Source organism: Campylobacter concisus, from assembly GCF_001298465.1.
Lineage (GTDB): Bacteria > Campylobacterota > Campylobacteria > Campylobacterales > Campylobacteraceae > Campylobacter_A > Campylobacter_A concisus.
Genome location: NZ_CP012541.1, coordinates 16,656 through 39,013, shown reverse-complemented (window position 1 = coordinate 39,013; position 22,358 = coordinate 16,656). Strand labels below are relative to the sequence as shown.

Sequence of the window (22,358 nt, the reverse complement as noted above, 5' to 3'; positions counted from 1 at the left end):
TTCAGCTCCCCCTTATGCTGTTTTATCCACTTTAAGCTTTGCCACTTTTTCTAAAATTTCAAACATGCTCTTGCCATTATCAAATTCACTCTTTATAAATTTATAAAGCTCCTTAAATCTCTCATCAGCTTCAAGCTTATAGGTTTGAGATTTTTTAGTAACTTGTATAGGTGTAAATTTCTTCTCTTTCTTATCTTCTTCGTTTTGTGCTTCAAGATCGTTGATAGAATTTATAGTCTCTTTTGCTAGCTCCTCGTCAAGCTCTAAACCAAAGCGCTCATTTAGTGCAAATTTAGTCCAATTGGCTTTAAACTCATCAACGCTCATATCGCTATCAAGTAACTCGGCTGTTTTTGTTCCGCCAAAGGTAAAGTCAGAGAAACCATGCTTTCTGGTATATCTTTTTATAAATTCGTTAACAGATAAAGTCTCTGAGTCACCAAAAGCTCTCTCAAGCCCCAAAGCACCGCTATCATCTATAAATTTCTTTAGCTCATCTATCTTATCTTTTGAAAAAGCGTCGTCATAGCCCATTAGCTTGCCAAGTATGCTTACTCTCGCCTCTCCTTCACCTTTTACGAAGCCAGTAAGTGAGTGATCATATCTATCGTATTCCCTTGCTTTAGCTTTATCGTCTAGGCTCATATACTTAGGAAATGTCATGCCATGACCCATATCGTTACTAAGTATCTCGTTTATATCATTAAATTTAAAGCCCATCTCTCTTGCTATGTTCTCTCTTGAGAGATAGTTAGGGGTTGAAAGATTATTAGAAATTTGCATTTTACTATCCTTAGTTTCTTTTAAATTTACGCCTTTATATCAACGTCTCTTTTTATGCCGAGCATATCTACTAGATATTTTCCAGCTGGGTTTTCATTTAGCTCTTTTATTAAATTTAAAGGTGACATACTAAATTTCAAAAAGCTATCCATAAAGTCTTTACTCTTCTTACCATCTTTATCTATCTCGCCAAAGAGTAGCTTTAGCATTTTTAGATTATGCTCCATCATCTTTTTAAATGATAGTTCGTCTTCTTGGTCGCTAAATTTATCAAGGCTTTGTCTGTGTCTTACATAATCTTGCATATAATCAGGCAGCATAGAGACAGCACCATCATCTGCTTTTGAGAAATTTACCCCATAAGCCATTTGCCACATAGCGTTAAAGGCGTTAAATGACCTTTGAAATTCCTTTGTGTTGATGTTTTTATCATAGCCGCCATATTTTCCTATCGCAGTGGTTTCGCCCTCGTATATGTCTAGGTTGTGATTTAGCACACCAGCTATGAGACCGCCTTTGGTTATAGATCCATCTTTGTTAGTGTATTTCTCTCCGTGTGGATCCATAAATATACCAATGACCGTATTTTCTTTGCCACCATTTGCGTTGTTAAAGATGTATGTTACATTTTTTGGATGTATCTGCTTGTCTGCCGCAATAGACAAAGAGCCATTGTAAAAAAGCGTGCTTATGGTCTTTGTTGGCGTATGCACAAAGCTATCTTCTACCGCAGAATACTCACTAGCACTAGCGTATCTTTTATCTACTTGCAGGCTTTGTCGATCATAAGAAAAGCCTTGAGGGAAATTTCTTATATCATCTGCGCTGAAGCTTTCTTTTGAGCTTAGTGTATCTTCGCCAACTACTTGAGCTAGCAACCTATAAGCGTTGCCAACTGTTTTAGCTATATCGATACTTTTAAAATTCTTGATGTCTGGGTCCATTATGTCGTTTGATCTGACTAAAGACTCCAACGTGCTTGAGTGAATTTTATAATCACTTGGGATACCAGCTTGCTTATTAAACTCATCTGTAAAGTAGCCATCCTTATCTACCTTGTAGCCTAAAACCTCTGAGCTTGTTTGTTTGGTGGCAACTTTGGTTGATACCTTTATATTCTGCTCTAAATTTAAGGGGTAGCTACCAAGTGCGTTTATCATCTAGTATCCTTTTAGCTTCATACCAAAGATATCGTCTTTTTTGTAAAAAGTTTTATTTTGCCAAGGGTTTTTGGTCTGCATAAATTTACTCCTAAACTCTCGTATCTACCTTTTTATAAAGCCTATCTTTGCTAGATAGCTCTTTAAATTTTAGGTCATTTTCAAGGTAGGTGATGTTGTAAATTTCTTTGGTGGTGATACTTTTGCCGTTTTCAAGTCTGATTAGGAATTTGCTTGTAAATTTATCAGAGAGGTTTTTAACTAGCTTTGCTCCAAGCTCTTTTAGGCTAGATATCTTCTCGTCTTTCTTTATGCCTATATCTTTAAAGTCAAGTCTATTTAGCTCTACATCATTCATGCTCTTAGCATCTAAATTTATACTTGCTCTTTTGCTATCTTTGTCGTCTTTGCTGATTAGCTTGCCAGTGTCGCTATAAATTTCTTTTACCTCTAGCTCTCTTCCACTATCAAATTTAAGCGTGATAGTGCCATTTTTGTTTAGCTTCATGGCTATTACGCTGTCTGTGTCCTTTAGAGCAGCTGCTGCCTTGCTAGTATCACTTTCAAAAGCATGCTTTACTCTTTCTAAATTTTCTAGGCTAAACTCAAGCGCAGTCGCTTTTTCAAACTCACTCTCCATAGCGATCATATAAGATGACTTTGTGGCTTTTAGCTTTGAGATGAGATCATCTGCGTCTTCTACATCATTTTCTTTTAAATTTTTGCTTATCCACTCTACATCTTTGCTGTGAGCGCTAGACTCTTTTTGGTAGTCGTTATAAAATTTCATAAAGCTATCTTTTTGATAGCCTGCGTATGAAAAGCTCTCATCTTGTTTAGATCCAGAAGGTTTTATGATAGGGTTAAACTCGCTAAGCTTTTTCTTGCCGTCAAAGCCAACCTTCTCATAGGCAAAGTTGTTTAAGCCACTCTCTTCGTTAAATATCTTATTATCCCTAAGATCTACCCAGCCGTCTTTGTCTGCATGGTCTTTGAAAAATTTATTAGTCTCTTCTTTGTCTATCTTTTGGTAGCGATACTCGGCTGAAAATAGAGTATAAGGGTTTGAGTTATTTAAACTAACTCTGTAATCAACCGTATTTTTGCTAGCAAAGTCCATAGCCTCATGGCTTAAATTTCTAATATCTTTTTTGATAAAGTCGTTAAGGTTTATCTCGCTTAAAACTTCGCTTAGTTTGAAAATTTTCTCGTTTCCGTCTTTATCGTAGCCTCTAACTTTTAGCTTATTAAAGTATTTATCACCAGAATTTATCACTCCGTCCTTGTTGCTATCAAAGTTAAATAAAAATCCATTTGCATCTAGCTTGCCTATGCCTAGTTTGTCATTATCGTCATAAAGATCCAAAAAGACCTCCACGTCACCCAGTGAGGTTTTTATCGTTTTTTCATAAGCGTAGTCATTTAAATTTGTAAATTTAGTATCTGCTGCCGCAATGGGCTTAATGGGAGTTTTTGAATTTATGGATGAGAAATAGGTTCTAGTTTGATCCACTTTTCTTAATGCTGAGGCATCTTCGCCAAAGAGATATTTGTTTTCAAAGTCTTTTTTGTCCCAGTTTCTTCTTTGTATATCCACATAAGAAAAAGCATCGTTTGTTCCGTTGTCTGCTTTAGCATACTCTGACTTCACGCCACTGGTGCTAGCATTTTGGATGATAGAGTAGGTGCTATTTGAGATAAGCTTAGTAGCTATGTCTTTAAGCTCAGACTTTAAATTTGTATTGTCTAAAGTTTGCACTCTATCTACGCCAAGAAGGACCCTTGAATAGATCATATCTTTGGGTAAATTTATATTTATGGGCTCTAAATTTGGTGATACATTCATTTTAAATCCTTTTAAAATATATATCTTATATCGGCAAATATAAAAAATGTTTAGTAGTATGGTAGCCAAAATGGCTTAGAGCGAATGCCTTCTATGTTATATTTTTTAAAGCTCTCTTGTCTTCATCCTCTCATCAAATTCTTTTAAAACGTCCATTATCTTGCTTGCTAGTCCCTCAAGCGTTTGATCTTTTTTAAGCTCTAAATTTCTAAGCTTTAAAATCCTAGCTAGTATATCTTTTAGATCTTTCTTACCAGATAGTATCTCATCATAATAAGCCTTTGGTATGCCTATCTCGCTTCTATCTTGTTTTGTAATTATCTGATAGTTTTTATACACGCTAAGAGCCTCGTCGGTTATCCTTGTTGTGCCACCTTGCAGCACAAGACCTTGCTCGTTTTTTAAAAATGCTACAAAGATTTGCTCCTTTGTATAGCCTTGTTCATTGTCATATACAGACATATCAGGCTTAAAGTCATATCCAGCACTACTAACCCACATATAAGGGATAGTATGCTCAGTTGTCATCACTTCTGGAGAAAAGTCAAGGAAATTTCCATTAACTTCTACATTTATATCGCTTAGATCATCCCATAACCTATGTGCATCTTCTGCGTCTTGTGCTGTTCTAAATACATGAGTTATCTTTTCATTGCTTCTATCAGTTAGCCCATCTAGCTCATCGCTAGTCATCCTACCCATTAGGTATTCAACATGCTCTATTTTTTTATCTTTTGAAAAGTAGCCCTTTGGCATCTTTGCTAGATCTTCGTTTGAGTAAAACTCTTTACCCTTACTGATCACTCCAGCTGAAATTTGATCAAAAATTTTATAGTATTGCTTTATAGTGTCTGCTAGATCGATATTTGCAAAGCTATCCTCTCCAAACAGAGCATTATCCTTTCTTGTATCCATTGAAATATTTGTATAGTTTGGGTGCTTTTGATTGTGTAGCACTATCGCATCAAGCGTGCTTTTGTGGATTTTAAAGTCCTGTGGCAAACCTGCTGCTTTGTTAAAGTCAGCTCCCATAAATCCTTTAGCATCTACACTGTATCCATAACCCTCTTGTGAAGTAAATTTGGCCTGATAAAGAGAGTCGATAGCGCTAGATGAAACAAAGTCATTTTTAGGAGTAGTGGTTTGGTTGATCGAATTTATATTTGGAGTGTTAGGCAAGAAATTTGCAAAGCCTTCGCTTTTTGTCTGTTTTTGGTAGTGCTGTTTTGTTAAGATGGAGTTGTAGGAAACTTTCATAGCTTACTCCTTGAAATTTAGCTTCAAAGAGTAAGCAAAAGTTGTGCCGTAAATTTAAGCGAGATAAATTTATGTTTGTTCACTTTGAGATAAAAATTTTATCTATCAGTAAAAATAAAAGCAAATTTATAGAAAGCATCTTGTAAAATAAAACAATCCTGAAAAAATGTACCGCTTTTTTTAAAAAGTGTACCATACTTTTAGGAAATTTTAAAGAAAGGGAAACTGCAAAAAGGGCAGTTAAAGTATCGATAAGTAGGACATCTATGGTGTCACGGGGGAGACTTGAACTCCCGACCTCCGGCTTATGAGACCAGCGCTCTAACCAGCTGAGCTACCGTGACACTTGAAAATAAGTTTTGGATTATATAATTTTTAAACTTATTTGTAGATAAAAACTGTTTTGATTACTCCAAATACAAATCAAAAATGTCTGTAAAAATAAATAAAAACTACCTTACGAAATAATTTTGAGCCAATGCTTTATCAGTAGGCACTGTCTTAAATTTATCAGCTCCCACAAAAACATCAAATTCCTTTTCTTTATTGGCTTTTGTATATGCTAGTGCAAGTTTAGCAGCAAGCTCTTTATCGGCTTTGCTAGCATTTTTACTTATAAAACTAACAGCTCCCACGATGTCGTCACTCGCTTTAAATTTCACCTGCTCAAATTTATCATTTGGATGCAATAAAAGTTCGTTGTTGTCGCTCTCATCACGGCCTATTATCATTTTTGCACCATCTGGCAAACGTAAATGTCTGCCAAGCTTTAGCCACACAACATCGATATCTCGCATCTCTTGATCAAATTTTAAATAGTCCTTTATCTTCACAGCAAAGCTCTCGATAGTGAGCAGGCAGCCACCACCTGGCGTCTCATAGTCCTCAAAGCCAAATTCCTTTGCCAAAGCAAGCTGCGGCTTTCTATCACGCCCACTTATGCCAAGTAGCTTCTCTCTATCGACCCAGCCCTCACGCTCAGGCTTTGTTGGCGGTAGAAGCTTGGCGCACATCGGACGAAGCACTAGATCGTCCTCATCATCAGCTAGACGTTTAACCTGGAAAAGTGCATCTCTGCGCTGGCTCATCGGCCTTTGTCCCACTACTTCACCTGTGATTATAAAATTTGCATTTTCGCTTTTTAGCATATTAAGAGCTGTTTTAAACATATATCCATGGCAGTCAATACATGGGTTAAACTGTTTGCCGTAACCGTATTTTGGGTTAAAAAGCACATCACGAAGATATTCATTTCGTAGATCAACGACCTTTAAGCTTGCCCCAGCCATAGCCGCACGCTTTCTTAATATCTCGTGCTTTTTCTCATCCGCACCAAATCCAGTATCCATATAAAGTGCGACTACTTCAATGTTTTGATCGCTTATGATTTTGATCGAGAGCATGCTGTCAAGCCCTCCGCTAAACAAAGCTAAAGCCTTCATTTTTGTCCTGAAAGTGAAATTTAAAGCCTAAATTTACTAAATCTAGGCTTTTATGAAGTTTATTTAGCAGCGTTAATTATGATTTTTTTGATCACTTCACTTGAAGCTTTTAAGCTGCTAACTGGCAGATACTCATAGATAGAGTGAAAGTTGTTTGCTCCTGTGAATAAATTTAGCGTTGGCACGCCTTTTGCAGAGATCGCAGCACCGTCGTATCCGCCACGCATAGGTTTTATGTTTGGCGTGATATTTAGTTCACTAAAGGCATCTTTTGCAAGTTTTATCGGGAGCGAATTTTCATCTTTTAAAAATTTAAATACATTTTCATAGCGTGTTGTTAGCGTGATCTCACAGCACTCTCCATAAATTTTGTTAAAAGAATTTGCCATGTCGCTTAAAAACTGGAGTCGTTTTTGAAATTTAGGCTCGTCAAATTCTCTTATGTCGATCTTTAGTGTCGTTTTTGCACTATTTCCGCTAAGCTCTTTTACCCAGAAGTAGCCCTCTTTTCCCTCGGTGCACTCTGGCACTTCGCCACCTGGCAAGAGCGAGATAAATTTATGTGCAAGAAGTAGCGAATTTACAAGCTTACCCTTTGCATTCATAGGATGAGCCGAAACGCCTTTAAAGACCATCGTGCAATCAGCCGCGTTCCAGTTTTCATATATTAGCTCACCTATCTCGCAGCAGTCTAGGCAGTAGCCAAAATCAGCTCCAAGCAAGCTCGCATCAAGCGCCTTTGCGCCAAGCAAACCCTGCTCCTCGTCAGGTACGAAGCAGATCACGATCTTGCCGTGCTTTACCTCAGGATTTTGCATGAAAAAGCTAGCCATATTTACGATACTAGCGATCGCCGCCTTATCGTCAGCACCAAGCAAGCTAGTACCATCAGTCACTACGATATCATCACCCTCATACTTTTTAAGCTCTGGGTTGTCGCTAAATTTAAGATAAATTCCTTGCTCTTCGTTTAGGCAGATGTCGCCACCTGTGTATCTTACGATCTTAGCTTTGGTGTCGTTTTTTTGCTCACTACTTGTATCTAAGTGCGCAAAAAAGGCGATACTTGGGGCGTTTTCGCAGTTTGCAGGAATTTTTGCTATCAAGATAGCATTGTCTTGTAGAATGATGTCTTTGATACCAAGCGAGCTAAGCTCATCTTTTATAAATTTGGCTAGCTCGTACTCGGTTGGATTAGAAGGCATGATGCCTTTCAATCCATTCTCTTTGTTTGTTGTAGTGTTAAATTTCGTATAGTTTATAAATCTCTCTACGATATCCATTTTTCATCCTTTAGATGACAAAGAATGCGATCGCCACAACAGAGATAAACATACCTAAAAATGTTCTTTTTGCAAGCTCAACTGGACTAACCATAGCGATACCTGCACAAACGATAGCAGCACCTGCTATTGGAGAAGCAGATCTTCCCAGTGAGCCAGCGATGGCTGCGGCCATACCAAGCTTATCTTGCTCAAAGCCAAGTGCAGCAGCGTTTGTTGTGACAGCCTCGTTAAATGCGAATGTAGCAGCGTCGCCTGAGCCTGTGACTATACCCATAATAAATGGCACAAATGTTCCGCCAAATTTAACATAACTTTGATCTGTCTTTAACCATGCGATAACCACATCAACGGCTCCGCACGCCTTTAAGCCAGCGACAAATACTCCAGCTGCGATGATAATACCGATAACATCAGCGTAAGCGTGACCCATGCCGTTAAAGAACTCTTTTGTGATCTTTTGTGGGTTGGTAAGCGTAGCAAAGATAGCTATGATCGCACCAAGTATCATCGCTTCAGCAACGCCCATTTTTGTCCATGCAAGGAAGCTATAGTCTTTTGAAAGGCTTGTTCCGCCGATAACTAAGATCACAAGTGGGACAAGTGGCATAAGTGCATAAATAAAATTTACTTTGAAAGCCGAATTATCTTCGTTTTTAGCACCACCCTCAAGAGTGAAATTTATATTTTTTTGATAGTCTTTAAAAAGTATCGCGACAATGGTTAATGTGATAACTACGATAGCAAGAGCTGTAAATGCACTAGGAATTTGCACTTTTATGACATCTTGAACAGTGTAGTTTGCAACTGTCTTTTTAACAAGATCAGCCACGTATACGTTGTGAGCAGAGCCTGGGCTTAGAACTGAGCCAAATGTACCCGCAAAAACAGCTGCACCAGCCATAGCAGGTCGAACACCTGAGGCCATTAGAAGTGGTATAAGTGTCGCACCAACAGCAGCCGAGCATCCAGCAGCCGAAGGAATAGCTATGTTTATAAAATAAGTTAGCACTGTTGTTGCTGGGATCAAAATAAAGCCCACGTTCTTAAGTGGCTTTGTAAGAAGACCAACAAGGTGCTTATCGCACATTGTGTATTTCATAACAAAAGCAAAACCCATACTAGCACAAATAGCCTTTATAAGCCCTGCTTTAGTCATATAGTCAGTAAAAGCACTTAATGCCCCCATAGGTTTTAGTGCAATTAAACAAAGCACCAAACCAACACCTATTAGAACCGTTCTTGTCTCTTTTTTTAAGACAAGAAGTGCAACAACTGCAACGATGCCAAGAATGGCAGCTACGAGTTTGAATGATTCCATACCTCTCTCCTTGTTTAGATTTTAAATTTTGTTTTAATTGCTATCTTTTCTATCTCTTTTTTGTACTCAAGCTTTAAAATGTCGCTATGTCCGATGACCTCAGCTTCATTGCCTCTTATCACCAAAGCCGTGCCCTCAGGTAGAGCATAGATAGTATCTTTTGGATTTGCTATTAAAAATTCCTCCAGTCTCTCTTCTCTACTCTCGCCGTTATGACCAGCTAGCTTACCACTTATAAAGTGTGGGTTGATCTGATATGGGAAGATATTTAAGCTATCAAATGACTTTGGCATGATGATAGGCATATCATTTGTAGTCATCATCGTCTTGCCAGCGATGTTTGCGCCAGCTGACCAGCCAAAATATTTTGTGCCGTTTGCCACCGCCTCTTTTATAGGCTCAATTAAATTTAGCTTATAAAGCATATGAAGTAGCATAAAGGTATTTCCGCCACCAACTGCAATACTTTTAGCATTTTTGATAGCAGAAATTTTATCCTCATAGCGGTGGATGGACTTAATATTTTTGCTATTTAAGCACTCTTGCACCTTTTGCTCGTACTCGTCATTTGTGCGTCTAACGCCGGCATAAGGGATAAAAAGTATCTCCTCGTCTGCATCACTTCCTAAAAATTCCTTAATCCAACCCTCGCAGTGCCTTAGATAGCCAGTATCTTTGTAACTTGAAGCACTAATTAATAAAGCGTTTTTCATTTTTTTACTCCATTTAGTTTGTAAGCAGATCTTAGATAGACATCAACTCCGGCTACCAAACACTCCTCATCGAAGTCAAATTTACAGTTATGGTGGCCTGCTTTGAGGTTTGTTCCTATCATCATATATCCGCTCTTTGCACCTCTGTCTTGCAAAGCTCTCATAAAATGAGCAAAATCTTCACAAGCACCAAAATCAAGCTCTTTTACGATCTTGCCATCGTCTATAAATGGACTCTCTTTAGCTGCTTCATAAAAAATTTCTGTTACCTCTTTATCGCTGTCAGCTCCGCTTGTGCCACCAGTCATTACGACCTTACTCTCTACTCCGTAAATTTGGCTAACGCCTTTAACGATATCCATGCATTTTTCATACATAAATTCGTTTAAATTTGTATCCTCACCTCTTGTTTCGCAAGCTAGATAGCCGTTTGGAGCGATGACGTTTCTGCCTTCACCCGCTTTTAAAACGCCCACATTTATCCTAGTTACACCCTTTGCATGTCTTGTGATGCCATGCATATTTAAAGCCATTTGTGCTGCGGCCAAAAGAGCATTTGCGCCATCTTGCGGTGCCCCTGCTGCGTGAGCCGAGCGACCTGTGATATGCACGTCAAATTTAGAAGTAGCAAGTAGCTTATTTGTTCCGCAGATGATGCCACCGCTAGTTTTTGCCTGAAAGCCGATATGTCCGCCAAGTAGGTACTCGATCCCCTCAAGCACACCAGCAGCTTCCATAGCCACAGCACCTCTTGTGCCCTCTTCTGCAGTTTGAAATATAAATTTAAATTTACCATTAAATTCATCTAAATTCTGAGCTATAAGTTTTGCTAGTCCTAAACCGATAGATGCGTGTCCATCGTGTCCACAAGCGTGCATGATACCAGCAATATCTGCACCAAAGCCCTCTTTACAAGGTCTGTGATCCGCATCCTCGCTCTCTGTCACATCGACGCTATCTATGTCAAATCTAAATGCTGTAAATTTACCAGGCCTTTTTGTGTCTATAAAGGCAGTTAGGCCAGTTAATCCATCTTTCATATAAGGAAGATATTTTGCCTCTTCAGGACTTAGAAGTTTTTTGGCTCTTTCTATTGCTTTTTCGCATTGCTCTTTTGAGCCAAGGCCAAGCCTTGCATCGGCTTTAACGACCTTGTCGCCAAGGCTTATTTCATATCCTAGATCACTAAGCCTCTTTGCTAGTACGGCGGTTGTAAAAAATGTAAACCAGCCAGTCTCTGGATGTGAGTGAAAATACCTGCGATCCTTGATCAGCTCATCTTTTAAAGAAAGAGCCAAATTTGCTATTTTGTCCATAGGTTTCTCCTTATTCATTTGATAGTTTAATTAGTGCATTTGTTAAAATTTGTGTAGCTTTGAAAGCATCATCAAAATTTATAGCTTCTGCTATATTGTGACTGATGCCGCCAACGCAAGGTATAAAAAGCATGCCAACGCTACTTGCAAGTTTTGTTAGATTCATCGCATCGTGTCCAGCTCCGCTTGGCAAAGTAAGCGTTTTTATGCCAAGTTTAGTAGCCTCTTCGCTTAGCAAATTTATAGCATGCTCACTAAGTTTTACTGGCTCGTCGCTGCTAAGTTCTCTTATCTCGTAGCTAAATTTTAGCTCACTGCTTAATTCGTTTATAAAATTTCTAAGCTCATTATTTAGCTCATTTAGGCTTGCTTTGTCTATATCTCTTAGATCAACTCCAAGCCTTGCCTCGCCTGGCACGACGTTTAAAACGCCTGGCTTTGCATGTGCGTAACCAACAGTAGCCACAGCTGTTTTTTTGTTTTTAGCAAATTTATTGGCTGCGATTATGATGTGTGAAGCAGCTAGCAGCGCGTCACTACGCATATTCATCGGAGTTGCACCGCTGTGATCTGCCTTACCATGGATAATAATTTCAAATCTTATAGGAGCGGCGATACCGCTTACTATGCCAACGCTTATGCCGCTTCGCTCAAGCACTGGGCCTTGTTCAATGTGAAGTTCTAAATATGAATGAAGTGAGTGTTCTTTTAAAATAGAACCATTTAAATTTTGTGGGTCAAGTCCAAATTTACTCATCGCTTCAAAAAGCGAAATGCCGTCTTCGTCTTTTAGCTCATGAAGCCTTTGTAGACCAAGTTTGCCGCTTATTATCTTGCTACCAATGGTCGCTGTCTTAAACCTACTTGACTCTTCACAGCAAAAATTAATCAGCCAAAGCGGACGCTTTAGTTTAACGCCAGCTTCTTTTATCGAGGTTAATGCTTCAAGTCCAGCCATAACGCCAAGCGTACCATCATAAAAGCCACCATTTGGCACGCTATCTATATGAGAGCCCACACAAACTGGCTTCTCGCCTGGCTCACAGCCATCATCATAGATGGCAAAGATGTTGCCAACATTGTCAATTTTAAGTTTAAAGCCATTTTCTTCTATTAAATTTATAAGAAAATTTCTAGCTTCCAAGTCTTCTTTGCTAAATGCAAGCCTTGTTAGCCCTCCACCTTTTAATGCTCCAAATCTACTTATAGCATTAAAATTCGCCTCAAATCTTTTAAAATTTATCATAATAAACCCTTAAAAATAAAACTAATCTTAAAAATATTTATTACTTTATGCATTTTACATTTAGTTTTATGATTTAAAGCTGAATAAGTGTTAAATTTTGAAATTTAATTTTTTTGTAGCTTGTTGTGTAAGCCTTTAATGATCTCTGAAATTTTTTGCATTATTTCGATTTTATTTGGCTTTTGTGATTTTCTAGTATCTTCGCGAAACTTCTCATAGTATTTTAGTTTTAGCTTTAAAATGGCCTCTTTAAGGCTATCTTCACTAGAAGCTACATTTGAGCTTTCATCAACATAAATTTCTCTAACAAGTACCGCGTTATCTTCAATATTTGGCAATAAAATAGCCTGAAAATAATCTTTATGATGCAAGAAGAATTTCTCCTCAAGCTCGTTTAAAACGATAGCTTCGTAATTTTTATTTGCAAGCATACTCTTTAAAACGCTAAATTCTAAAATATCAGTTTTATCTTTTTTTTGAGCTGTTTGTTTATTTGTTGCAGCATTTGTAAAATTTTGATCTTGTCTATTTATATATCTTTGTCCATGAAGGCTAAAAGTATTTAGCTCTATTTTGAGCAAATTTGCGACTAACGACTCATAGCTTTTTGCAATTATTGACTTTAGAGAATTTGTAAATTCCACTATCTCTTCTAAGCATTTTTGCTTTTGTACTGGGCGTGTAATATCATATTTTTTTACAATTTGCTCAATATAAAACTCGCCAAGTTCAGTCCCGGAGCTAAACATCTCTTTTAGCTCGTCGCTTCTACCTGCAAATACCATATCCGCTGGGTCTGCACCATCTTTTATGATTACAACGCTTCCATCTATTTCGTTTTGCACTAAAAGACGAGATGATTTTATAGCGGCATTTATACCAGCCGAGTCACCATCAAAACAAAGTACTACGCTTATCTCTCCTCTTTTTAAAAGTGGCAAGTGATTAGTCGTAAGCGCAGTCCCAAGCACGGCAACAGCGTTTGTAAAGCCTGCAAAGTGCAGCATGATGACATCTAAATAACCCTCAGTGATAATGATCTGCTTCTTTTCAAAAATGCTTTGTCTAGCTAAGTGGTAGCCGTAAAGTAGCTTTGACTTGTCAAAAACCATGCTTTGAGGAGAATTTACATATTTTGCAGGATGATCCGAGATCGTTCTACCACCAAAGCCAACTAATTTTGCCGTATGGGCATATATGGGAAATGTGATACGCTCGATAAAACTAGCATAAATTCCCTTCTCGTTTTGCTTTACGATTCCAACTTCAAGCGCCTCTTTTGGCTCGATATTTTCATTTTGTAAAAGCCTGATAGTACTAGCGCTCTCCCCAGCCCAGCCAAGCTCAAATTTCTCAATCATCGCATCATTTATGCCGCGTGAATATATATATCTCACAGCGGCTTCATGCTTGAAAAATTCACTCCTATAAAAGGCATTTGTCTTTTCCAAAATGTGCTTATTTTCTTTTTGTGTTGGAAGTTTATCGCTTGTGTATTCAAGGCTAAAATTTACAAGGCTAGCTATTCTCTCGATAGCTTCTGGATAGGTAAGCTTCTCATAATCCATCACAAATTTAATCGCATCTCCGCCGGCCTTACAAGCAAAACAGTGAAAAATTTGCTTACTTTGACTTATGCTCATACTAGGATTTTTGTCGTCATGAAATGGGCAGACGCATTTGTAGTTTGCACCCATCTTTTTGACTGGCACAAAGTGCTCTATAATGTCAACGATATCGATTTGATTTTTAAGCTTTTCAATGGATTTTGGATCTATCATAAGCAAAATTATACAACTGCTTTGTTATAATTAAAGTAAAATTTTATTACAAAGTATGAGCGTGGATATTTTTTTCATTGGGCATAGAGATCCGATATTTAGCCTTATTATTTTATTTAGCATTATTTTGATGATCGCTGCACTAAGCTATGCTTGGGGTATCTTTTCAAGCAAAGATGAAAAAAAACGCATTGAAAAATTTATAAGAAAATTTGACAGCAAAGATGGTATAAGCGACGAGCATAAGCAGATGCTGCAAAGTCCGGAGATAGACGCTCAAAGCCTTTGTATGTTAGGGCAAACTTTCGCCAAAAATGGCGACTTTGAAAAGTCCATTAGCATCTATCTGATCGCCCTTGGCAAAGCTAGAGATAAAAATGAGAAGGAATTTATCCTAAACGAGCTTGGAGAGGTCTATTTTAAAGCTGGCTTTTTAAAAAAGGCTAGTGAGGTTTTTGAAAAGGCACTCGAACTAAGTCCTAGAAATGTCATCGCACTTCGCTTTCTGACAATGATAGATGAGAAGCTCAAAAACTACAAAGAGGCACTTTATGCACTAAACTCACTTGAGGAGCTTGGAGTAAATGTAAAAGATCAAAAGGCCTATATAAAGGCTATCAGCACGCTTGATGATAGAAATTTAAGCTTTAATGAAAAGATAGAAGTTCTCTCTCGTCTTAGCCAAAATTTTGAGCTTTTAAAGCGCATGATCTTGGTGCTTTTTATAAGACACAATGAAAATTTAGAAAATTTAAAAGTTTGTGCCAAATTTGAAGACGTACTTGATCTGCTTTATAACCTAAAAACGCCTATAAATTTGAGTGATGATAAGTATAGATCGCTCTTTTACGCAAAGGGCGATATAAATGAGCCATGTGAAATTTACGGCTTTGAGCTAAACGTCATCAAAAAACTAAAGGATGCCAAATTTGATGCAGCAGGACTTAGTTTTAACTACATTTGCAAAAGCTGCAAAAACTCATTTCCGATGCACTTTTACCGCTGTCCGGTCTGCCACGAGCTAGGAAGTGTAAAAATTTTATCTCACATCACAGAAAAACCGAGTGAAGACAGTAACACTTTTTAGCGACGGTTCGTGCCTTGGAAACCCTGGAGCTGGCGGCTGGGCTTATATTTTGAGATTTAATGAAGCACAGAAAAAAGAGAGTGGCGGCGAGGCATTTACTACAAATAATCAAATGGAGCTAAAAGCTGCGATAATGGGGCTAAAGGCACTAAAAGAGCCTTGTGAAGTGAGACTATTTACCGATAGCTCATACGTAGTAAATAGCATAAATGAGTGGCTTGCAAACTGGCAAAAGAGAAATTTTAAAAATGTAAAAAATGTAGAACTTTGGCAAGAGTATTTAGAAATTTCAAAGCCGCATAAAGTCATAGCAAGCTGGGTCAAAGGTCACGCTGGACACCCTGAAAATGAAGAGTGCGACCAGATGGCAAGAGACGAGGCACAAAAGATAAAAGATGAGAACGAAAGATGAAAAATTTAGAAGAATTTGAAGAGAGTCTTGGATATAAATTTAAAAAATCTGAGCTTTTAGAAGAGGCGCTGACTCACAAAAGTACTAAGCAGGCGCTAAACAACGAAAGACTTGAGTTTTTAGGCGATGCGGTGATGGATCTAATTGTGGCTGAGTATCTTTTTAAAAAATTTAGCAAAATCGCAGAGGGCGACATGAGCAAACTAAGAGCTGCACTTGTCAATGAAAAAAGCTTTGCAAATATGGCAAGGCATCTAAAGATGGGTGAATTTTTAAGACTAAGCTTGGCCGAAGAAAACAATGGTGGACGCGAGAAAGATAGCATTTTAAGTGATGCTTTTGAGGCTGTGATGGGGGCTATTTATCTCGAAGCTGGACTTCTTAAAGTAAGAGAAATTTCTATCAACTTACTTGAGCTTTGCTATCCGCAAATCGATTTTGCTCACCTTGAAAAAGACTACAAAACAGCTCTACAAGAAGTCACTCAAGCACATCTTGGCGTCATACCATCTTATGAGTTAATTGCTACATCTGGTCCTGATCATAAGAAAGAATTTGAGATCGCTCTACTGCTAAACGGCGAGGAAATTTCAAGAGCCATTGGTAGCTCCAAAAAGCAAGCCCAACAGCTAGCTGCAAAAATCGCGCTAGAAAAAATCAAAAAATAGGAACAAGCTTGAATACATTTGGCAAAAAACTAACCCTAACAACATTTGGCGAGAGTCACGGAGTAGCCATAGGTGGCGTTATAGACGGTCTTCCTGCTGGAATGAAAGTCGATACGCAGTTTATCCAAAGCGAGCTAGATAGACGCCGTCCTGGACAAAGCAACTTCACAACCGCAAGAGATGAAGCTGACAAGATAGAAATTTTTAGCGGCCTTTTTAATGGCATAAGTACTGGAGCACCGATAGGTTTTGCTATCTTTAACAACAACCAAAAGTCGAATGACTATGAAAATTTACGTGAAATTTTCCGCCCAGGCCATGCTGATTTTACATATTTTAAAAAATATGGCTTTAGAGATCACAGGGGCGGTGGGCGTTCAAGTGCTAGAGAAACGGCTATCAGGGTAGCTGGTGGGGCTTTTGCACAGCTACTTTTAAATGAGTTTAATATTGAGGTTTTGAGCGGGGTATTTGGCATCGGCAAGATTTTTAGCGATAAGATAGACTTTAATTTTGCTAAAAATTCACAAATTTATGCTCTTGGCAACGAAGAAGCTATGAAAGAAGCGGTAAATAAAGCTAGAAATGACCACGATAGCGTCGGTGCAGTTGTTTTAAGTGTGGTTAAAAATGCTCCAGCAGGCCTTGGAGAGCCACTTTATGATAAGCTCGATGGTGCCTTGGCGGCGGCTTTAATGGGCATAAATGGTGTAAAAGCCGTCGAGATAGGCGCTGGCGTAAAAGCAAGCGAGACATTTGGCTCAGTAAATAACGATGAGATGGATGAGCTCGGCTTTTTAAGCAACAACGCAGGAGGCATACTTGGTGGCATAAGTAGTGGCGAAGATATCATACTAAAGAGCCATTTTAAGCCTACACCTTCAATATTTAAAGAACAAAAAACACTAAATTTACAAGGCAAAGCAGTGGACTTTGAGCTAAGGGGCAGACATGATCCATGCATAGGCATACGTGGTAGTGTCGTTGCAACTGCGATGATAAGGCTAGTGATCGCTGATATGCTACTACTAAATGCGACCACAAAGCTTGAAAATCTAAAGAAAATTTACGGCTAAATCTATAAAAATGAGTAAAAATTTAGTGGCCAAAAAGCCACTAAATTTTTAGAATCTATAAGCAAACTGAAGTTTTGCGCTGCTTTGATCTTTTTTACCAAAAGATTGTGCTATGCCAAAATTTATGAGTGTTGCATAAGTTGGCGTATATCTTAGACTGATCTCAACCTCTGAAATTGTACCTTTTTGAGTTAGGCTGATTTCCTCGTCTTCTTGGATTACTGCTATTTTTGATTTTGTATTAAATTTATACTCGGCACTAATTTTCCCATAAGGATTAAATTTACCAGCATCATAGGCTATTTTTGAGTAAATTTTAGCTCTACTTGATGTAACGCTGCTAAATTTTAATGTGCTTTGTCCGATATCTGCCTCATCACTACTAACATAAGAGAGTGTGTAGTTTAGCCCACTATCAAGCATAAAACTATCAAATTTTATCTTTTTGCCGACACCAAAGCTAGCATTGTAGTATGACATTGAGATTTTATAATCAACATCTTTCGCATCAACCTTAGTTTGGCTCTTACCGGCTTTTGCCATGAGATCGATATAAAAATCACGTGGTAAATTTAGCCTTGAAAAAATACCAAGTCCATAATTTATAATTTTGGCATCTTCATCGCTGTTATCAAATGTTGGTATAGCAAAAGCTCCGAGCATAGACTCGCCATTTTTATTTTTACTTTGCTAGAATTTACATCACTTCTATCTGTTAAACCAATATAAACACCTGATTGTCTACTTTTTTCAATAGAAGGTCCGATTAGTTACATTAACTTCTTTATGCATTGCATTTACCCTAACCCCACTAGTAAAATTTATCCATTTTACTTATTTTGTTTCTAAAAAATTTTTATTAGAAATTTTAGCCTTAAGATCAATTTTTCAGAAACGAACTTTTACTAATTTTCATCTATAATCACCCCATGAAAAACGAAGCACAAAAATTTTATGCCGTCATTGATCTAAAGTCATTTTATGCCTCAGTTGAGTGCGTGGAGCGAGGGCTTGATCCGTTTAAAGCCGATCTAGTCGTGGCTGACGATAGTCGCGGCAACGGAAGTGTTTGCCTAGCCGTTAGCCCAGCTCTTAGAGTCAAAGGTGTGAAAAATAGATGCAGGCTTTTTGAGATACCACGAGATATAAAATTTATCATCGCACCGCCTAGAATGCAGTTTTACATCGACTATGCGGCTAAAATTTATGAGATATACCTAAAATATGTCTCAAAAAATGATATCTATGTCTATTCTATCGATGAGGCCTTTATCGATCTTACTTCTTATGTTAAATTTTATAATACCGATGCAAAATCCATAGCCAAAAAGATAATGGATGAAATTTTAAAAACTACTGGCGTGACTGCCACCTGTGGCATGGGCACAAATTTATACCTTGCAAAAATCGCCCTTGATATCTTGGCTAAGCACAGTGATGATGGGATTGCATTTTTAGACGAGCAGCTTTATAAAGAACGCCTTTGGACGCATCAACCGCTAGACGACTTTTGGCGCATCGGTAAGCAAACTAGGCTGAAGCTAGAAAAACATGGAATTTTTTGTATGAAAGATATAGCAAATGCTCCGCGAAGCTTACTTGAGAAATTTTTTGGAGTTGATGCCTATATAACGGTAGATCACGCAAATGGCATAGAGCCAACGACAATAGCTGATATAAAAGCATATAAACCAAGCACAAAATCCTACTTTAGCTCTGAAATTTTACCAAGAGACTACGAACGTTGTGAGGCGGTAGTCGTACTAAAAGAAATGGCTGACAGGCTCGCTCTTAGGCTCATAAACAAAGAGGTCAAGGCAAGTGGAATAACAATAAATATAAAATTTGCCGATAAATTTGAGCCACTACAACGTGCAAGCGTTCGGTTTAAGACACCAACAAATGTTTCAAGCATGCTGATGAGCTCAGCCGAAGAGCTACTTTTAAACAAGATAAAAAATGTTGGGCTGATTAGGCAAATTAGCATCAGTGCAAATGACGTAGTAAAAGAGAGCCTAGCTCACTCTAGTCTTTTTGAGGATGATACTAAAGAAAAAGCAGTTTTAAAATCCCTAAATCTCATAAAAGAAAAATTTGGTAAAAACTCGGTTTTAAGAGCGATCGATCTACTACCAGAAGCCACTGGGCAAGATCGAAATAAAAAGATCGGAGGGCACAAAAGTGGCGAGTAAAGATAGGGCGAAAATTTTTAGCTCGTTTAATCCCCTATCAACCTTAGAGCGAGCCTTGCGACAAAAAGAGCGAGAAAAATGCGAAAAACTAGATCTTGATGAGAGCAAAGTCGATGAAATTTTAAAAAAGATAAGCGAGCTAAGGCCGGCTGATGAAGTATATGTGAGCTATCATGACGGCTACGCCTATACAAGTGCTAGCGGACTAATATCTGACGTAAATTTCAAAAATAAAACTCTTATGGTTGTAAAAACTAGGATCAAATTTGAAGATATAAATGACCTAAAAATAATTTAGCCCCCAAACGAGGGCTAAATTTATATAAATTCTACAAAGATTGTAAAATTTTTGGTTTAGAAAAGGCAGTTATTGGTTTGATCTCGCCTTTATATTTTTCAAGATCCGCTAGTATCGTATGTCCGCAGTTGCTTTGAGCGATGCTAGATGTGCCTTTGTCACGTGTTAGGACATTGATGCAACCGTGCTTGCAAAGGCTTCTTTCGCCAAGCACTTCAGGGTCGTACCATGCACCTTCGCAAACAGCGATGACATGCTCTGGGATGATGTCAGTAACAAGCGCTCCTACTAAAATTTCACCCCTATCGTTGAAAACTCTCACTACATCACCAGTTGCGATGCCTTTTTTCTTAGCATCATTTGTATTTATTAGCATCGGCTCTCTTGCGCTTACTTCAGCGTAGTTTCTGATTATTGAGTTATTTAGCTGAGAGTGCAAGCGGTATCTTGAGTGTGGGGTTGTGATGCTAAATGGATATTTTTTAGCTTTTTCGCTACCAAGCCACTCAAACGGCTCGATCCAAGCAAAGTGTGGAGCAAAGTCTTTGTAGCCAAATTTAGCAATAGTTGGAGAGTAGATCTCTATCTTGCCTGATGGCGTGCCAAGGCGGTTTTTATGTGGATTTTCTCTAAATGCACTAAGTCTTGTGTAGTATTTTGTCTCTTCATTGTCTTTGTCAAATTTGACATAGCCCTCTTTCCAAAACTCATCAAAGTTTGGCATTTTAAGATCTAGTGCTTTGGCTTGTTCCACCGCATCTGCGTAAAATTCTTTTGCCCAGCCAAGCTCATCTTTACCCTCAGTAAAGACCTCTTCTCTGCCCCAGCGTTTGCAAATTTGTGAACATATCCAGTAGTCGCTTCTGCTTTCTCCCATTGGCTCAACTACTGGCTTATAAGCCACGATGTATTCGCTTGATGGGACACTTTGGTTGATGTCATTTCTCTCTACCTCAAGTGCCACTGGTAAGACGATGTCACTTAATTTAGCTGTGCTTGTCCAAAATGGCTCAGCTGTGATAACAGTATCAAATTTACGCCATGCTTTAACTGCATTGTTTACATCCTGATGTCTTGTAAACATCGAACCAGAAGCCATATAAGCTACTCTCATATGTGGAAGTTTGATCTTAGAGCCATCATAATCTATCTCTTTGCCAGGATTTTGCAAGGCTTCGATTGATCTTGAAGATGGGATGGTTACGTTTTTAAATTTCTTCCACGGAGCACCATCTACGTTTTCATATTTTTCGCTTATCCTAGTACTGATGCCTTTTAGAGCAGGTGCTATCTTATCAGTGCTGCCGTTTCCATAATAGAGGTTAAACTCAAATCCAAGACCCTCTTTACCGATGTGGCCAAGCATCGCACTAAGTGTTACGATACCCCAAAAGCCCATTTCGCCATGGTCTTGTCTTTGAAGTGATCTACCAGCGATAATAGTGCTTGGCTCTTTTGCGAGTACAGTAGCAAATTTTGCTATATCTTCAGCTTTTACACCACAAATTTTACTAGCCCAGTTTATATCTTTTACCACTTTGTCGGTCGTACCAAGCAAATAATCTTTAAATTTATTAAAACCAACTGTGTATTTTTTTATAAATTCTTCATCATAAAGCTTGTTTTCATAAAGATAGTGGCACATACCAAGCATCATTGCTACGTCAGTGTTTGGACGAACGATGATAGTTTCAGAGTCAAGGTATCTTGTGGTGTCATTTTTAAAGACACAAACACTATAAGTTTTAATGCCAGCATCTTTTATCTTTTTAATACCAAGATAACCATCGTGTGTTGGAGGCTGCCATGAAATTTGACCAGTCACAAGCGGATCAGTACCCCAAAATACAATGTTCTTAGCATTTTTAACCATGGCCTCCCATTTTGTAGGAGCATCATATACTGCACTATTTCCAAGGACGTGAGGCATAATGACAAGACCAGCACCTGTTGAGTAGTCACCGCTCTCTTCTACATATCCACCTAAAACCTTAAGCATCCTATGACCAACAGTCCTACCCCAGCTGATCTTGCCGCTACCGCCCCACCAGTAGCATTCGCCGTAAATGCTTTCTGGACCATATTTGTCAAAATTTTCTTTTAAGGCTTTTGCAGCAAGGTCAAGTGCTGTATCCCAGCTAACACGTACAAATTCTTCTTTGCCACGAAGCTCGCTTTTTGCTACGCCTTTTGCCTTTAGGTAACTTTTTCTTACGTACGGATAGAGTACGCGACTTTCATTTTGGATGAGATCTGGCAAACTGTTATTCATTGTATTTGGGAATTTATCACCATCAAATGGATCAACAGAGACGATTTGATTTGAGTTGGTATTTGCCCAAAATAGACCAAATCTATTTGCCCCAAAAGTTTTCTTTTGGTCAAAAATGGTCTTAGTCACGCCCTCTATCTTGTTTGCCTGCGCCGCAGTGGCTGCAAGTGCGGAAAATTTTATAAAATCTCGTCTTTTCATATTT

Annotated in this window: 19 protein-coding genes and 1 tRNA gene; 6 read left to right on the top strand and 14 right to left on the bottom strand. The window is 38.3% G+C overall.

Annotated elements, in window-relative coordinates; all coding sequences use genetic code 11:
- Window positions 1-12: 12 nt before the first annotated feature.
- The 12 genes from CCON33237_RS09755 to dnaG all read right to left on the bottom strand — a co-directional run bounded on the left by CCON33237_RS09755 (window position 13) and on the right by dnaG (window position 14,148).
- Window positions 13-783, bottom strand: a complete 771-nt coding sequence (locus CCON33237_RS09755) for a hypothetical protein (protein WP_069174572.1) — start codon at window positions 781-783, stop codon at window positions 13-15.
- Window positions 784-809: 26 nt separating this feature from the next.
- Window positions 810-1,943, bottom strand: a complete 1,134-nt coding sequence (locus CCON33237_RS00165) for a Cj0814 family flagellar-dependent secreted protein (protein WP_054195880.1) — start codon at window positions 1,941-1,943, stop codon at window positions 810-812.
- 91 nt (window positions 1,944-2,034) lie between these two features.
- Window positions 2,035-3,789 (bottom strand): hypothetical protein, encoded by a 1,755-nt coding sequence (locus CCON33237_RS00160; protein WP_002941437.1) that lies wholly within the window; start codon window positions 3,787-3,789, stop codon window positions 2,035-2,037.
- A 105-nt stretch (window positions 3,790-3,894) separates the two neighbouring features.
- Window positions 3,895-5,046 carry a Cj0814 family flagellar-dependent secreted protein gene (locus tag CCON33237_RS00155; protein WP_054195879.1) on the bottom strand — a complete coding sequence of 384 codons (1,152 nt, stop codon included), beginning with the start codon at window positions 5,044-5,046 and terminating at the stop codon, window positions 3,895-3,897.
- Window positions 5,047-5,313: 267 nt separating this feature from the next.
- Window positions 5,314-5,390, bottom strand: a tRNA-Met gene (locus CCON33237_RS00150).
- A gap of 108 nt (window positions 5,391-5,498) precedes the next feature.
- Complete coding sequence (locus CCON33237_RS00145; RefSeq protein ID WP_054195878.1) at window positions 5,499-6,488, bottom strand: argininosuccinate synthase domain-containing protein; 990 nt, start codon at window positions 6,486-6,488, stop codon at window positions 5,499-5,501.
- A 59-nt stretch (window positions 6,489-6,547) separates the two neighbouring features.
- Window positions 6,548-7,771 carry a peptidase T gene (gene pepT, locus CCON33237_RS00140; RefSeq protein ID WP_054195877.1) on the bottom strand — a complete coding sequence of 408 codons (1,224 nt, stop codon included), beginning with the start codon at window positions 7,769-7,771 and terminating at the stop codon, window positions 6,548-6,550.
- A 10-nt stretch (window positions 7,772-7,781) separates the two neighbouring features.
- Window positions 7,782-9,092: a C4-dicarboxylate transporter DcuC gene (dcuC, locus tag CCON33237_RS00135; RefSeq protein WP_054195876.1), complete on the bottom strand. Its 1,311-nt coding sequence runs from the start codon at window positions 9,090-9,092 to the stop codon at window positions 7,782-7,784.
- 14 nt (window positions 9,093-9,106) lie between these two features.
- Window positions 9,107-9,805: a dipeptidase PepE gene (gene pepE, locus CCON33237_RS00130; protein WP_054195875.1), complete on the bottom strand. Its 699-nt coding sequence runs from the start codon at window positions 9,803-9,805 to the stop codon at window positions 9,107-9,109.
- Complete coding sequence (locus tag CCON33237_RS00125; RefSeq protein WP_054195874.1) at window positions 9,802-11,121, bottom strand: amidohydrolase; 1,320 nt, start codon at window positions 11,119-11,121, stop codon at window positions 9,802-9,804. Before CCON33237_RS00125 ends, pepE begins: the two co-directional genes overlap by 4 nt.
- A 10-nt stretch (window positions 11,122-11,131) precedes the next feature.
- Window positions 11,132-12,367: a M20 family metallo-hydrolase gene (locus CCON33237_RS00120; protein ID WP_054195873.1), complete on the bottom strand. Its 1,236-nt coding sequence runs from the start codon at window positions 12,365-12,367 to the stop codon at window positions 11,132-11,134.
- Between the two features lie 104 nt (window positions 12,368-12,471).
- Window positions 12,472-14,148 (bottom strand): DNA primase, encoded by a 1,677-nt coding sequence (dnaG, locus tag CCON33237_RS00115; protein WP_054197356.1) that lies wholly within the window; start codon window positions 14,146-14,148, stop codon window positions 12,472-12,474.
- Window positions 14,149-14,203: 55 nt separating this feature from the next.
- Between dnaG and CCON33237_RS00110 the strand changes: the two genes are divergently transcribed.
- From CCON33237_RS00110 to aroC, 4 genes are read left to right on the top strand one after another with little or no spacing between them, the layout of a single operon-like run.
- Window positions 14,204-15,235 carry a tetratricopeptide repeat protein gene (locus CCON33237_RS00110; RefSeq protein WP_234402302.1) on the top strand — a complete coding sequence of 344 codons (1,032 nt, stop codon included), beginning with the start codon at window positions 14,204-14,206 and terminating at the stop codon, window positions 15,233-15,235.
- On the top strand, window positions 15,213-15,647 hold the full coding sequence (gene rnhA / locus CCON33237_RS00105) for a ribonuclease HI (protein WP_054195871.1): 435 nt from the start codon (window positions 15,213-15,215) through the stop codon (window positions 15,645-15,647). Before CCON33237_RS00110 ends, rnhA begins: the two co-directional genes overlap by 23 nt.
- Window positions 15,644-16,315, top strand: coding sequence for a ribonuclease III (gene rnc, locus CCON33237_RS00100; RefSeq protein ID WP_054195870.1), 672 nt, complete (start codon window positions 15,644-15,646; stop codon window positions 16,313-16,315). The genes rnhA and rnc overlap by 4 nt, the downstream gene beginning before the upstream one ends.
- Window positions 16,316-16,323: 8 nt before the next feature.
- Entirely contained in the window at window positions 16,324-17,391 is a 1,068-nt protein-coding gene (aroC, locus tag CCON33237_RS00095; protein WP_054195869.1) for a chorismate synthase, read from the top strand.
- A gap of 48 nt (window positions 17,392-17,439) precedes the next feature.
- On the opposite strand, the gene CCON33237_RS00090 is transcribed toward aroC, so the two are convergent.
- Window positions 17,440-18,054 (bottom strand): autotransporter domain-containing protein, encoded by a 615-nt coding sequence (locus CCON33237_RS00090; protein ID WP_054195868.1) that lies wholly within the window; start codon window positions 18,052-18,054, stop codon window positions 17,440-17,442.
- Window positions 18,055-18,320: 266 nt separating this feature from the next.
- On the opposite strand from CCON33237_RS00090, the gene CCON33237_RS00085 reads away from it, so the two are divergent.
- Both CCON33237_RS00085 and CCON33237_RS00080 read left to right on the top strand, forming a co-directional pair.
- A complete protein-coding gene (locus tag CCON33237_RS00085; protein ID WP_054195867.1) occupies window positions 18,321-19,583 on the top strand; it encodes a Y-family DNA polymerase in 1,263 nt (420 codons plus the stop codon).
- Window positions 19,573-19,881: a YolD-like family protein gene (locus CCON33237_RS00080; protein ID WP_054195866.1), complete on the top strand. Its 309-nt coding sequence runs from the start codon at window positions 19,573-19,575 to the stop codon at window positions 19,879-19,881. Before CCON33237_RS00085 ends, CCON33237_RS00080 begins: the two co-directional genes overlap by 11 nt.
- A 31-nt stretch (window positions 19,882-19,912) precedes the next feature.
- Here the strand turns inward: CCON33237_RS00080 and CCON33237_RS00075 are convergent, their stop codons facing one another.
- A complete protein-coding gene (locus CCON33237_RS00075) occupies window positions 19,913-22,354 on the bottom strand; it encodes a molybdopterin-dependent oxidoreductase (protein WP_054195865.1) in 2,442 nt (813 codons plus the stop codon).
- Window positions 22,355-22,358: the final 4 nt, after the last annotated feature.